General features: G+C 71.8%; 10 protein-coding genes. 6 read left to right on the top strand and 4 right to left on the bottom strand.

What is annotated here, in order from left to right; genetic code table 11:
* Positions 1-2: 2 nt before the first annotated feature.
* The 4 genes from FF096_RS02565 (at position 3) to valS (ending at position 7238) form a co-directional block, all read left to right on the top strand.
* Positions 3-506 carry a methylated-DNA--[protein]-cysteine S-methyltransferase gene (locus FF096_RS02565; protein WP_309222592.1) on the top strand — a complete coding sequence of 168 codons (504 nt, stop codon included), beginning with the start codon at positions 3-5 and terminating at the stop codon, positions 504-506.
* 337 nt (positions 507-843) lie between these two features.
* Positions 844-2697 carry an ABC transporter ATP-binding protein gene (locus FF096_RS02560; RefSeq protein ID WP_375335278.1) on the top strand — a complete coding sequence of 618 codons (1854 nt, stop codon included), beginning with the start codon at positions 844-846 and terminating at the stop codon, positions 2695-2697.
* Positions 2694-4571, top strand: a complete 1878-nt coding sequence (locus FF096_RS02555) for an ABC transporter ATP-binding protein (protein ID WP_309222525.1) — start codon at positions 2694-2696, stop codon at positions 4569-4571. The genes FF096_RS02560 and FF096_RS02555 overlap by 4 nt, the downstream gene beginning before the upstream one ends.
* 63 nt (positions 4572-4634) lie before the next feature.
* The gene (gene valS, locus FF096_RS02550; protein ID WP_155214636.1) at positions 4635-7238 is read left to right on the top strand and encodes a valine--tRNA ligase; all 2604 of its coding nucleotides are present in this window, start codon (positions 4635-4637) and stop codon (positions 7236-7238) included.
* Positions 7239-7385: 147 nt separating this feature from the next.
* Here valS and FF096_RS02545 read toward each other — a convergent pair whose 3' ends face one another.
* The 4 genes from FF096_RS02545 to FF096_RS02530 are packed head-to-tail and all read right to left on the bottom strand — an operon-like array spanning position 7386 to position 10831.
* Positions 7386-8096 (bottom strand): ABC transporter permease subunit, encoded by a 711-nt coding sequence (locus tag FF096_RS02545; protein ID WP_155214635.1) that lies wholly within the window; start codon positions 8094-8096, stop codon positions 7386-7388.
* The gene (locus FF096_RS02540) at positions 8096-9043 is read right to left on the bottom strand and encodes an ABC transporter ATP-binding protein (protein WP_155214634.1); all 948 of its coding nucleotides are present in this window, start codon (positions 9041-9043) and stop codon (positions 8096-8098) included. Before FF096_RS02540 ends, FF096_RS02545 begins: the two co-directional genes overlap by 1 nt.
* Positions 9040-9924 (bottom strand): ABC transporter permease, encoded by an 885-nt coding sequence (locus FF096_RS02535; protein WP_155214633.1) that lies wholly within the window; start codon positions 9922-9924, stop codon positions 9040-9042. Before FF096_RS02535 ends, FF096_RS02540 begins: the two co-directional genes overlap by 4 nt.
* Positions 9917-10831 carry an ABC transporter ATP-binding protein gene (locus tag FF096_RS02530; protein ID WP_309222524.1) on the bottom strand — a complete coding sequence of 305 codons (915 nt, stop codon included), beginning with the start codon at positions 10829-10831 and terminating at the stop codon, positions 9917-9919. The genes FF096_RS02535 and FF096_RS02530 overlap by 8 nt, the downstream gene beginning before the upstream one ends.
* A gap of 210 nt (positions 10832-11041) precedes the next feature.
* Between FF096_RS02530 and FF096_RS02525 the strand changes: the two genes are divergently transcribed.
* Both FF096_RS02525 and cysC read left to right on the top strand, forming a co-directional pair.
* Positions 11042-12742 carry a glycosyltransferase family 2 protein gene (locus FF096_RS02525; protein WP_155214632.1) on the top strand — a complete coding sequence of 567 codons (1701 nt, stop codon included), beginning with the start codon at positions 11042-11044 and terminating at the stop codon, positions 12740-12742.
* Positions 12742-14271 carry an adenylyl-sulfate kinase gene (gene cysC, locus FF096_RS02520; RefSeq protein WP_155214631.1) on the top strand — a complete coding sequence of 510 codons (1530 nt, stop codon included), beginning with the start codon at positions 12742-12744 and terminating at the stop codon, positions 14269-14271. The genes FF096_RS02525 and cysC overlap by 1 nt, the downstream gene beginning before the upstream one ends.
* Positions 14272-14357: the final 86 nt, after the last annotated feature.

Raw genomic sequence — 14357 nt, 5'->3', positions numbered from 1 at the left:
CGATCAGCTCGATCGACAGCGCGGTCGTCGACACGCCTGTCGGACCGTTCGCCGTCCTGGTCGGTCCGGACGGCGCGGTACGGGCGTCGGGTTTCACCACGGACCCGGCGACCCTGCTGCCCCTGGTGCACCCGAGCCTGCGCGGCGAGCCGCGACAGCGGCCGGATCTCGGCCCGGTCACCGCGGCGGTCGCCGCGTACCTCGCCGGTGATCTGGTCGCGATCGACGACGTCCCGGTCGAACAGCACACCGGCGGAGCGTTCATGGCACACGCCTGGCGGGTGCTGCGCGACGTCAAACCGGGTGCGCCGGTCACCTACACCGGGTACGCCGCGCTGGCCGGCCGACCCATGGCGGTACGCGCCGCCGCGGCGGCCTGCGCCCGCAATGCCGCGGCGCTCTTCGTCCCCTGCCACCGGGTGCTGCGCACCGACGGCACGCTCGGCGGCTACCGCTGGGGGCTGCCGGTGAAACGCTGGCTCCTCGACCACGAACACCTCGGCTAGAAATGTCACACTGGGTAACCGTCACGGTGTGCGACGACCGCCGCCGGACGCCTGCCGGGTGACCATGCCCCAACCGCACGCTTTGCTCTGCTTCACTCCACGCACCAGCCGGTGACCAGCGCCATCGCGCCGGCGGCGCGCCAATCACAAAGCCGCCACCCGGCACAGAGGGTGACCGTTGCGTGGGTTGAAGCAGAGCAAAGGGGGTGAGGGGGAGACAGGGGTCGAGCTTGACGGCCACGCGGCGTCAGGAGCGACCGGAGGAGTACGGACGCCCAGCGGGAGCTGACGGCAAGCTGACAGCGGCGGCGCAGCCAAATGCGGCTACCGTCGGATAGTGGCTGCGGGGAGCGGCGGCGGCCCGGCCGACCGGGGCGAGATCCGTCGACATCCCCTGCGCAACCTCTGGCGCCTGCGCCGCTACCTACGCCCGCACCTGGCCGAGTTCGGTTGGTTGATGCTCGCCGGGCTGACCTCCACCGCCGCCGGCCTCGCTGTCCCCCTGGTGGCGCAACGGGTCGTCGACGGGCCGGTGGCCCGGCGTGACCTGACCGGGCTCTTCCTGCTGGCCGGGCTGGCGTTGCTGCTCGGGCTGGCCGAAGCGGTGCTCATCTTCATTCGGCGTTGGATGCAGTCGTCGTCCTCGGTGGCGATGGAGGCGGCCATCCGCACCGACGTCTACGCCCACCTGCAACGACTGTCGGCCGGGTTCCACGACCGGTGGCCGTCCGGGCAGCTGCTCTCCCGGATCACCAGCGACCTGTCGGTGCTGCGCCGGTTCCTCTCCTTCGGCCTGTTCTTCCTCATCCTGAACCTGGTCACCTACCTGGCCGTGGTGGTGCTGCTGATCCGGCTGCATCCCGCGCTCGGCCTGCTGGTGGCGGCCAGCGCGGTGCCGCTCTTCCTGATCGCCCGCCGCTTCGGCCGGCACTATCACGTCGCGTCCCGCCGCATGCAGGACCAGCAGGGTGACGTGGCCACCCTGGTCGAGGAGACCGCGCAGGGCCTGCGCACGATGAAAGCGTACGGGCGGGGACCGCAACTGGCCGCCCGGTTCGCGGCCGACACCGAAGCGTTGCACGACATCGGGATCGGCAAGGGACGGCTGCTCGCCCGCACCTCCGCGCTGCTCGGTCTGGTGCCGAACCTGACCCTGGGCGTGGTCCTGGTGGCCGGTGCCGCCGCGGTCGCCGACGGCCGGCTCACCATCGGCCAGCTCATCGCCTTCGTCAGCCTTCAGTTGATGCTCATCTGGCCGGTGCAGTCACTGGGCTGGATCATCGCCAACGGGCAGGAGGCGGCCACCGCCGCCGACCGGATCCAGGACGTGCTGGACAGCCGCCCGGCCATCGTGGACCGGCCGGTCGCCATCGCGCTGGCCCGCTCGGCTGTACGCGGTCGACTCCGCTTCGAGGGGGTGGGTTTCCGCTATCCGGGCAACGCCCTCCCGGTGCTGCGCGGGCTCGACCTCACCGTCGAGCCGGGCGAGACCCTGGCCGTGGTCGGTGCCACCGGCAGCGGCAAGAGCACCCTGTTGTCCCTGGTGCCCCGGCTGCACGAGGTCAGCACCGGGCGCATCACCCTCGACGGGCACGACCTGCGCGACCTGCGGTTGGCCTCACTTCGTGGCCTGGTCGGTTTCGCCTTCGAGGAGCCGACACTGTTCTCCATGTCGGTGTGGGAGAACCTCACCCTGGGCCGATCCGACGCCAGCGAGGACGAGGTCCGCGCCGCCCTGGCACTGGCCCAGGCCGAATTCGCGTACGACCTGCCGTGGGGACTGCGTACCCGACTCGGTGAGCAGGGCCTGTCGCTCTCCGGCGGCCAGCGGCAACGGCTCGCCCTCGCCCGAGCGGTGTTGATCCGCCCCGCCGTGCTCGTCCTCGACGACCCGCTCTCCGCGCTCGACGTGCACACCGAGGCGCTGGTGGAGGAGGCGCTCAAGCGGGTGCTGCGGAACACCACCGCGCTGCTGGTGGTGCACCGTCCCTCCACCATCGCGCTGGCCGACCGGGTGGCGTTACTGGAGCACGGCCGGATCACCGCTGTCGGTACCCACACCGAGCTGCTCGCCACCGTGCCCGCGTACCGTGGCCTGCTCTCCGCCGAACCGGCCGAACCGGCCGAACCGCCGATCGCACGCTCCGGGACCGGTCCGACGTCGGACGGCTCCTCCCTGGTGCGCTCGTGACCGCCGCCTCGGCGGCGCCGGATCCGCCGTCCGAGGCGAACCCGGCCCACTGGCGGGGGGTGGCACCGGATCCGCACGCCGACCGCAGTCTCGCCGAGGACAGCGACCCGGCGGCGGTGGCTCGGCTCCGCGTCCGCAGCCGGGCACTGCTGGCGGACGTGCTACGCCCGCACCGGGCCCGGCTGGGCGGTGCGGTCGCGCTGCTGTTGACCCAGAACGCCGCGGCCATGTCCGGGCCGTACCTGGTGATGCTCGGCATCGACCGGGCCATCGAGCCGCTCCGGGCCGGCGAGCCCGGCCCGCTGATCGGCGTGGCCGTGGCCTTCGCCGCTGCGGCGGGCGTCGAGTACGCGGCCCGGCGTGGCTTCCTCACCCTCTCCGCCCGGATCGGCCAGGCCGTCCTGCTCGACCTGCGCCGACGGGTGTACGCGCACTTCCTGCACCTGCCGGTGGCGTTCCACGAGCGCTACACGTCGGGTCGGATGATCTCGCGGCTGACCAGTGACATCGACTCGATCGCCGAGCTGGTCGACGGGGGCGTCGAGAGTCTGGTGATGGCCGCCCTGACGATCGTCTCGGTGGCCGGCATCCTGCTCTGGTTGGACCTGCCGCTGGCCTCGGTGACGCTGCTCGCCTTCCCGCTGCTGTTCTGGATGTCCCGCTGGTTCGCCCGCGCCTCGGCCGCCGCGTATCGGCGCACCCGGGAGGCGGTGGCGCTGGTCATCGTCCACTTCGTCGAGTCGATGCGGGGCATCAGGGCGGTTCAGGCGTACCGCCGCCAGGCACGCAACCAGCACATCTTCGACTCGCTCAACGACGACTACCGGCGCGCCAGCCGGGACGCCTACCGCCTGATCGCGACGTACGCGCCCGGCATCAAGCTGATCGGCAGCGTCACTGTGGCGGTGGTGCTCTGCTACGGCGGTGCCCGGGTGCTGGGCGGCGAGACGGGCGTCGGCGTGCTGGCCGCCTTCCTGCTCTACCTGCGCCGGTTCTTCGAGCCGATGCAGGAACTCAGCCAGTTCTACAACTCGCTCCAGTCGGCCACGGCGGCGCTGGAGAAACTCGCCGGGGTGCTCGACGAGCGGCCGTCGGTCCCCGAGCCGACCCGGCCCGTGCGGCTGCCCGACGGCCCGGACCGCGGCGCGGTCCACTTCCACGCGGTGTCGTTCGGGTACCGCGCCGACTCGCCGATCCTCACCGGGCTGGACCTCACCATTCCCGCCGGGCAGACGGTGGCCCTGATCGGGCCGACCGGTGCCGGTAAGTCCACCGTCGCCAAGCTGCTGGCCCGGTTCCACGACCCGGACACCGGCACGATCACGCTCGACGGGGTGGACCTGCGCGAGGTCGCCGACGCGGACCTGCGCCGGGCGATGGTGCTGGTGACCCAGGAGACCCACCTGTACGGCGGCACCGTGGCGGACAACATCCGGTTCGGCCGCCCGGACGCCGACGACGCCGCCGTGCAGGCCGCCGCCCGGGCGATCGGCGCGCACGACTTCATCTCGGCGCTGCCCGACGGGTACGCCACACAGGTGCACCGGCGCGGTGGTCGCCTCTCCGCCGGACAGCGTCAGTTGGTCGCCTTCGCGCGGGCGTTCCTGGCCGATCCGGCGGTGCTGATCCTCGACGAGGCCACCTCGTCGCTGGACGTGCCGACCGAACGGCTGGTGCAGCACGCCCTCGGCAGCATCCTGCGGGACCGGACCGCCCTGGTGATCGCGCACCGGCTCTCCACGGTGGCGTCCGCCGACCGGGTGCTGGTCCTCGACCGGGGTCGGATCGTCGAGGACGGCCCGCCCGCCGAACTGATCGCGAGCGGTGGTCGCTACGCCGACCTGCACCGCCAATGGCGCGACTCGCTGCTCTGAAGTGCGTGTTCCTGACCGGATATTCGGCGTGCCCGCCAGGGTGCCGGTGCCTACGATCGGCGGATGACCGATACGGCGAGGACGGCCCGCACCGGTGTCCCCGAACGCCCGATCCTGGACGGGCTGGAGGAGACCTGGTCGCGCCGCTGGCAGGAGGACGGCACGTACGCCTTCGACCGCGATCGGCCGACGACGCGGGTAGGCGGCACGACCTCCCCCGGTGGTCGCAGGTCGGACGTGTACGCGATCGACACCCCGCCGCCGACCGTATCGGGTGAGCTGCACATGGGGCACGTCTTCTCGTACACCCACACCGATCTGATCGCCCGGTTCCAGCGGATGCGTGGCCGGGCGGTCTTCTACCCGATCGGTTGGGACGATAACGGCCTGCCCACCGAACGCCGGGTGCAGAACGTCTACGGGGTGCGCTGTGATCCTTCCCTGCCGTACGACCCGGACTGGGCGCCGGCAGCCGATCCGGTGGACGACGCCGCCCGGAAGAACCCGAAACCGATCTCCCGACGCAACTTCATCGAGCTGTGCGAGCGGTTGACCGCTGCCGACGAGCAGGTCTTCGAGGCGTTGTGGCGGCGGCTCGGCCTGTCGGTGGACTGGTCGTTGATGTACACCACCATCGGACCGGCGGCCCGGGCCACCTCGCAGCGGGCGTTCCTGCGCAACCTGGCCCGAGGCGAGGCGTACCAGGCCGAGGCGCCGACGCTGTGGGACGTCGGGTTCGCCACCGCCGTGGCGCAGGCCGAGTTGGAGGACCGGGAACGCCCCGGGGCGTACCACCGGTTGCGTTTCCACGCGCCCGACGGGCGGGAGGTGCTGATCGACACCACCCGACCGGAGTTGCTGCCGGCCTGCGTCGCGCTGGTCTGTCACCCCGACGACGAGCGGTACGCGGACCTGGTCGGCGGCTGTGTGCGTACCCCCGTGTTCGGGGTGGAGGTGCCGGTGCGCGCGCACCCGCTGGCGGAGCCGGCCAAGGGCACCGGCATCGCGATGGTCTGCACCTTCGGTGACCTGACCGACGTGACCTGGTGGCGGGAGTTGTCCCTGGCGACGCGGGTGGTGATCGGCCGGGACGGCCGGCTGCTGCCGGAGCCACCGGCGGGGGTGCCCGCACAGCCGTACGCGGCGCTGGCCGGGCAGACCGTCAACGGCGCCCGGCGGACGGTGGTGGCGCAGCTGACCGAGGCGGGTGACCTGGTCGGCGAGCCACGCCCGATCACGCACGCGGTCAAGTTCTACGAGCGGGGCGACCGTCCCCTGGAGATCGTCTCGACCCGGCAGTGGTATCTGCGCAACGGCGGCCGTGACCCGCAGTTGCGGGCGGAACTGCTGGCCCGGGGCCGGGAACTGCGCTGGGTGCCGGAGCACATGCGGCACCGCTACGAGCACTGGGCGGGCGGCCTGACCGGCGACTGGTTGGTCAGCCGGCAACGCTACTTCGGGGTGCCGGTGCCGGTGTGGTACCGGCTCGACGACGCCGGTGAGCCGGACTGGAGCCAGCCTCTCGTACCGGAGGAGTCCGCGCTGCCGATCGACCCGGCCGAGGACGCCCCGCCCGGGTACGACGAGTCGCGTCGTGGGGTGCCGGGCGGCTTCGTCGGCGACCCGGACGTGCTGGACACCTGGGCCACCTCGTCGCTGACCCCGCAGATCGCCGGTGGCTGGGAACGTGACCCGGAGTTGTTCGCGCAGGTGTTTCCGATGGACCTGCGTCCGCAGGGCCACGACATCATCCGTACCTGGCTGTTCGCCACCGTGGTCCGGGCACACCTGGAGCACGGCGAGTTGCCCTGGCGGACGGCGGAGCTGTCCGGTTGGATCCTCGACCCGGACCGCAAGAAGATGTCGAAGTCCGTGGGCAACGTGGTCACCCCGATGGCGCTGCTGGAACAGCACGGCTCGGACGCGGTGCGGTACTGGGCGGCCAGCGGCAAGCCCGGCACCGACCTGGCCTTCGACCCGGCGCAGATCCGGATCGGCCGACGGCTGGCCACCAAGCTGCTCAACGCGTCGAAGTTCGCGCTCGGGCTGGGTGCCGCCGACGCGCTGCGCGCCCCGGCGACCGAACCACTGGACCGGGCCATGCTCGCCGAACTCTCCGAGGTGGTGACGGCTGCGACGGCGGCGTTCGAGGAGTACGACCACACGGCGGCGCTCCAGGCCACCGAGTCGTTCTTCTGGCGGTTCTGTGACGACTACATCGAGTTGGTGAAGGAACGCGCCTACGGCAGCGGGGCGGCGGCCGACTCGGCACGGGCCGCGTTGGCGTGTGCGCTGTCGGTGCAGTTGCGGCTGTTCGCGCCGGTGTTGCCGTTCGTGACCGAGGAGGTCTGGTCGTGGTGGCGGTACGGTTCGGTGCACCGCGCACCGTGGCCGACCACGTACGAGGTGGGTCGCGCCGTCCAGGGCGACGGTGATCCGCACCTGCTGCGGCTCGCCGCCGACGCGTTGGGGCAGGTCCGGCGGGCCAAGTCGGAGCGGAAGCTGTCGATGCGGGCGGAGGTGCCGCTGGCCGAGGCGCTCGGCCCAGCCGACCTGCTCGACCAGCTCAACCTGGTCATCGACGACCTGCGCGCGGCCGGTCGCATCGGCAAGCTCGACCTGCTTCCCGATCGCACTGCCGAACTGGTCATCGCCTGCGCCTTCTGACGGAGCGCAAGGAAGGGCACCTTATTAACGTCTGGTGTAGAGGAAGGGCACCTTATTAACCCCGGGCCGAGCAGGCTAAGCCGCCGGCTTGTTAACAAGGGGCCCTTCCTCTACCGGAGGCGTTAATAAGGTGCCCTTCCTTGCATCTCAGCTGGTTTCGCCGGCTACCGAGAAGGAGCGGAGGCGGTCGATGGCGAGCAGGGTGGCGCCGACGATGATCAACGTGGTCATCACCGCCGCCACCGGTGCGGTGACGGTGGTGCCGAGCAGGTCGGTCGGGGCGAGCCGGTCCGCCAGGGCGATCACGTAGTGCTGGATCGAGAGCACCCGGGTGCCGCCGATCACGTTGCTGAGCAGTCCCTCCCAGATCAGCACGTAGACCAGACCGAGCAGCACCGGCCGTCGGGTGAGCAGGCTGGCCGCCACGAACAGCGCCGAGTAGGCCAGCGCACCGGCCGACGCGGCGACTGCCAGCGACAGGCCGAGGCGTGCCGAGTCGGCCAGCAAACCGGCGGCGAACAGCGGGACGGCGACGGTTACCGCCGTGACCCCGGCCGCGACGGCCAGCTTCGGCAGCACGATCTGCCAGCGCGGCAGCGGCGTGGTGAGCACGTGCACCACCGTGCCGTCGTCGATCTCGGCGCCGAGCACCCCGGTGCCGACGATCAGGGCGACCACGGGGAGCACCACGGCCAGCCCGAGGCCGACCAGCACCGGCGGCCCCCAGTCGGCGGGTGCCACTGCCAGCCCTCGGGCGAGGACGGCCAGGCCCACCAGCAGTAGTGGCAGCGGGAGCAGCAGTAGGAACCGGCGACGCCCGAACAGGCCGCGCGCGGTGATCCAGGTGACAGTGGACATCAGGCCTCCACCAGGTAGGAGAAGACGCTCTCCAGGGATTCGTCCTCGGGTATCAGGTGCCGAACCCGTACGCCGCGGGCCAGGGCGATCTTCGGCAGCACCCGGGTGAAGGCACCGTAGTCACCAGCCTGCACGGTCAGGCCGTCGCGACCCAACTCGACGCCGGTGACGGATGCCTCGGCCATCAGCGCGACGGCCAGCGCCCGGTCGTCGGTGGAGCGGATGGCGAAGACGTGCGGCCGGTTGGTCATCAGCCGCCGGATGGTCCGGAAGTCACCGGAGGCGGCGAGCCGACCGGCGACCATCACCTGGACGGTGCCGGAGACCTGCTCGACCTCCTCCAGGATGTGCGAGCTGAACAGGATCGTGCGGCCCTCGTCGCCGAGGGCGTGCAGCAGCTCCATCATGTGCAACCGCTGACGCGGGTCCATGCCGTTGAACGGCTCGTCGAGCAGCAGCACCTGCGGGTCGTGCACCAGCGCCGCCGCCACCCGGGTGCGCTGCCGCATGCCCTTGGAGTACGTGCCGATGCGGCGGTCCTGGGCGTCGGCCATCTCGACCAGGTCGATGGCGCGGCGGGCCGCGGCCTGCGGGTCGGGCAGCCGGTGCAGCTTCGCAGTGGCCAGCACGAACTCGTAGGCGGTGAGGAAGCTGTGCACCGCCTCCCGCTCGCTGACCAGACCGAGCCGCCGGTAGACCTCCGGGTTGCGCCAGGTCGGCCGACCGTCCAGCGTCACCCGACCCCGGGACGGGGCGAGGAACCCGGCCATCATGTGCAGCAGGGTGGTCTTGCCCGCGCCGTTCGGGCCGAGCAACCCGGTCACCCCGGGCCCGAGGCTCATGCTCACGTTGTTGACCGCGACCACGTTGCCGTACCAGCGGGAGACCCCGGCGAGGTCGAGGGTGCTGGTGGTGGCCGTCGGTGCGGTGGTGTTCGTCGTGGTCATCGTGCGGCCACCTTCTTGTAGCGGGCCAGCAGCAGGGCGACGCAGCCCGCCACCAGCGCGACGGCGGCCAGCGCGTACACCGGGCCGTAGGGTCCGAGGTCGGGGCCGGCACCCTCGGCGAGGTCGGTGATCAACAGGTCGCGCATCGCCCAGATGCCGACCCCTTGCACCAGGGTGGGCGGCGAGGCGATGCCGGACAGCTGGTTCGCCGCCTGCGAGGGCAGCACCGACAGGATGCCGACGATCGGCGTGGTCATCAGGAACACGGCGACGATCCCACCGGCGGCGAAGGCGCGCTTGCCGGTCATCGAGGCGACCAGCAGGCCGACCGAGGCGAAGACCACTGCCCACAGCCCGGCGTAGAGCAACCCCGGCAGCAGGTCGAGCAGTTCGTCCCAGACCGCGCCCATGCCGTCGGCGGTGAACGCCCCGCCGAGGAACATCAGCAGCTGCGGCGCGCCGAGCAGCAGGAACAGTGCGGTGATGAGCGCGAGCAGCTTGGCCAGCGGGTAGTCGGCCTGCGGCACGGGCCGGGAGAAGTACAGCGGCAGGACACCGGAGCGCAGGTCCCGGGAGACCAGCTCGGGCGCGGCCACCGCGACGAAGAAGATGACCAGCCAGCTCATCGCGTCGGCGAACTGGGCGTACGTCATGACCACTTCACCGATCTGGCTACGGATCGCGGTCACTGCGGCGGCCACCATCAGCACGATGCCGACCACCAGCCAGGGGAAGATCTTGGCTTTGGCGCTGCGCCCCAGCCCGAAGGCGGTCCGTACGCCGTGGATGTACATCGCGCCGAAGACGTGCCGGCGGCCGAGGCGGGGGCCGGTGTAGCGCTGGTAGCCGATGTCGTGGATGACGCCGGTCGGCTCAGACATGGCTGTTCTCCCTCCGGGCGAAGAGTTCGGCCACCCGGTGCCGACGCTGGTCCAGCCGGTGCAGCGGCAGGTCCAGCTCGGCCACCGCACCGAGGATCAGGTCGTAGGTGCGTTGGTCGGCCAGCGGCACCAGCAGCAGCCTGCCCTCCCGGCCCACCGGCAGGTTGAGCGCGGCCAGCCGGGCGGCCAGTTCCTCGGTGCCCTCGCTGACCTCGACCGCGAGCACGTCGGTCGCGGAGGTCATGGCGGCGATGTGGTCGGCCCGCAGCAGCCGCCCGCCCTCAATCGCGACCAGGGTGTCGCAGATCCGCTCGACCTCGCCGAGCAGGTGCGAGCAGACCAGTACGGAGATGCCGAACTCGGTGCCGATCCGCTGCACCAGCGCGAGCATGGCGTCCCGACCGGCCGGGTCGAGCCCGTTGGTGGGTTCGTCGAGCAGCAACAGGTCGGGGTCGTGCACCAACGCCTGGGCGAGCTTGACCCGCTGTTTCATGCCGGTGGAGTAGCCGCCCACCGGCCGGTGGCGCTCCTCGTGCAGGCCCACGTGGCGCAGCGCCTCGGAGGCACGTTCCCGGGCGACGGTGCGGGGTAGGCCGCTGATCCGACCCAGGTGGGTGACCAGTTCGGCGGCGGAGAGGTCGGGCGGCAGGCAGTCGTGCTCCGGCATGTAGCCGACCCGGGCCCGTACGGCCGCCGGGTCGGCGGTCGGGTCCAGTCCCAGCACCTGTATCCGGCCGCGGGTGGGTGTGAGCAGGCCGAGCAGCAGCTTGATCAGGGTCGACTTGCCGGCGCCGTTGGCGCCGACCAGACCGACGATCCCTGGTTCCACCGCGACCGTCAGATCGGACAGTGCGGTGACCTCGCCGCCGTAGACCTTCGTCAACGACTCGGTTGCGATCAGTGTCACGTGGTCAGCGTAGGGCCGCCGGGCGATCCACCGCGCTCCGGAACCAACCCCCGTTTCCCCTGATCCCGACGCACCCGCGCCCCCTAGGGTGGTCGGCGGCCGGTCGACCGGGCGCGGCGGACAGTCTGTCCCCGCAGGGCCGGATCCCGTGTTACACAATGGATCTCACCGTCCGCCCGGTGCGGCGGTACGCCGGGTGACGGGAGAGCCATGACCGCTGGGGCCCTCAGGGTGAGCGTGGTGGTGCCGACGTACAACCCCGGCGACACTCTGGACCGGCTCGTCGCGTCGCTGCTGCGTCAGTCGATGCCGGCGAGCGAGTTCGAGGTGATCTTCGTCGACGACGGTTCCACCGACGCCACCCCGGCCCGGCTCGACGCCCTGGCCGCCACCCACCCGCACTTCCACGTGCTGCACGTCGAGCATTCCGGTTGGCCGTCGCGCCCGCGCAATCTGGGCATGGCGCGGGCTGTCGGCGAGTACGTCCAGTTCGTCGACGACGACGACTGGCTCGCCGACGAGACGTTGGCCCGGCTGTACGGGTACGCGGTGGACAACGGCGCGGACATCGCCATCGGCCGGATGGCCGGACACGGTCGTTCGGTGCCCCGGGACCTGTTCCGGGTCAACCGGCCCGACGCCACGCTGGCCGACGCGCCGTTGATGGAGAGCCTCACCTGCCACAAGATGTTCCGCCGGGCCTTCCTGATCGAGCACGACCTGCGGTTCCCGGAGGAGGGTCGCAAACGGCTGGAGGATCATCACCTGGTCACCCGGGCCTACCTGCTGTCCCAGCGCACCTGTGTGCTGTCCGACTACACCTGCTATCACCACTCGCGGCGGCCGGGCGGCGGCAACCTCACCGCAGCTCGGATCGAACCGGGGGGTTACTTCCGCAGCCTGCGGGAGGTCCTCGACATCGTCGACGCGCACACCGAGCCGGGACCGTTCCGGGACCGGCTGCACCAGCGCTGGTTGCGGATCGAGATGGTCCGCCGGTTGCGCGGCGATCGGCTGCGCAACGCGCCCCGCGACTGGGTCGACCGGATGGTGGCGGAGGTGGGGCGGACCATCCGGGAGCGGTTCGCGCCGGGGGTGGCCGCCGGGCTGCCGACGCTCGAACGAACCGTCGCCGGTCTGGCCGAACGGGGACGCATCGAGGATCTGTTCCGCATCGCCGAGTGGGAGGCGGGCATCCAGGCGAAGGTCCGGCTCAAGGCGTACGAGCTGACCGGCCACACGTTGACCGTCACGGTCGGCGGCCGACTCCGCGTCGGTGACCGGCCCGTCTCGTACGACCGCACCCCGGACGGTCGGGAGCTGCTGGCCCTACCGGTCGAGGAGATTCCCGCCGAGCTGGTCGACTGCTCGGACGAGTTGCTGGCGACCACCGACGAGCTGCGCCGGGCCCGGCTCGACGTGGTCGCCCGGCGGGTCGCCGACGGCGACGAGTTCTACCTGCCGGTGAGTTTCGAGGTGGACCGAGTACCGCATCGCTGGGGCGGGTTGCGGCTGATGTGGCAGGGCCGGGCGGCGGTCGACTTCCGCACCCTCGACGGTGGCCGTACCGAGGGCGACTGGATCCTCAAGGCGCGGCTCACCGGTTCCGGGTTCGAGGTCGACGCGAATCTGCCGCTGGCCCTGTCGTGTGCCGCCGACGGCGCTCGCCCCGTGGTCGTCGACAAGCGGCCACCACGGCCCAGGCCGGCTGCCCCGGCCCCGAGGACCGGGCCGTGGCAACGGCTGAAGGTCGCCGTGCGGCAGCGACTCGGCCAGGCCGGGTGGTCGACTCGCGGGTCGGTGGGCGGCACCCGGGGGTCGGTGGGCCGCACCGGCGGCACCGGTGGCGCTCTCGACCGATCGGCGACCGGCTGCGAAACTGTGTGCCGGTCGCCGGAGTTGGGGGTCTGATGAGCAACGGGTGGGTGCTGCCCGACGAGGTGCTGCGGAACGCGCCGACGTACACGCCGCGTCCCGGTGAGCTCGCGGATCTCGAACTGCTGCTGATCGGCGCGTACGCGCCGTTGGCCGGCTTCATGACCCGGGCCGACCTGGTCTCGGTCAGCCGCCGGGGCCAGCTCGTGGACGGCACTGCGTGGCCGGTCGCCGTGTCCCTCCAGGTGCCCGCGACGCTGGTGCAGCAGCTCGACCTCGCCGACCCGGAGCGTCGGACGCTCGTCCTCACCGACGGTGAGGGCGCGCCGATGGCGGCCCTGGAGGTGGCCGACGCATGGCCGATCCGCGACGCGGTGGCCGGGGTCGGTGGGACGGTACGGCGGCTGGGCGACGGCGGGCACGGTCCGTTCCGGCGGTTGCGGCGTACGCCCGAGGAGATCCGGGCGTTGCTGCCGTCCGGCCGGGTGCTCGGGGTGGTCGCCGACCGCCCGCTGCACCGGCCGCAACTGGCCCAGATCGCGCACGCGGTACGCACCCTGAGCGCCCACCTGCTGGTCATGATCCCGGTGAGCGAGGACGGCACCGGTGGGCTCGCACCGGAGGCGCTGGTACGCAGCGTGTTCGCCGCCCGGGACCGGATGCCACCGGCGACGGTGGTCGCCGTGCCGTTCTCCCGGCGGCGTGACGAGATCAGCGACGCCCTGCTGTTGGCCCGGGTCTCCGCCGCGTACGGCGTCACCCATCTGCTCTCCACCGGCGAGATGCTCTCCGGGGCCGGGCTGCGGGTGCTGGTGCCCCGCGACTTGGCCTACGACAACCGGGACGGTCAGTGGCGCTGGCGCGACGACATCCCGCCCCGTAACCGGCGGCTGGCGCTGACCCAGGCGGAGATCGACGATCTGCTGGACCGAGGCTTCCCCCTGCCCGAGTGGCACACCCCTCCGGCGGTGGCGAAGGAACTGAGCCGGGCCCGGCCGCCCCGTCGGCACCGTGGCCTGGTGGTGTTCCTGACCGGGCTCTCCGGTTCCGGCAAGTCGACCGTCGCCCGGGGGCTCGCCGACACGCTGCGCGAGGCGGGCGATCGGACGGTCACCCTGCTCGACGGGGACGTGGTGCGCCGCGAGTTGACCGCCGGGTTGGGCTTCAGCAAGGCCGACCGGGACACCAACGTGCGCCGGATCGGCTGGGTCGCCGCCGAGATCGCCCGGCACCGCGGGATCGCCATCTGCTGCCCGATCGCCCCGTACGCCCACGCGCGGGCGGCTGCCCGGGAGATGGCGGTCGCGGCGGGCGCGGGGTTCGTGTTGGTGCACGTCGCCACCCCGCTGAAGGTCTGCGAGCAGCGCGACCGTAAGGGCCTGTACGCCCGCGCCCGGGCCGGGCTGCTCACCGGGATGACCGGCATCGACGACCCGTACGAGGAGCCGGCCGACGCCGATCTGGTGCTGGACACCACGGATCTCACCGTCGACGAAGCGGTGCAGCGGGTGCTGCACCAGCTGACCGAGACCGGTTGGGTGGAGCCCCGCCTGCCCACGCTCTGATATCCGGGCACCCGCTGCTCGCGATGTTCGACCCCGAGCACTAGTGTTTGTTTCTGTTAGAAGGTGTGCGCTCATGTGAGGCGGGA

The sequence above is a fragment of the Micromonospora sp. CP22 genome, assembly GCF_009712475.1.
In the GTDB taxonomy this organism is placed as follows: Bacteria; Actinomycetota; Actinomycetes; order Mycobacteriales; family Micromonosporaceae; genus Micromonospora.
This window is presented reverse-complemented; position numbering and strand designations above follow the sequence as displayed.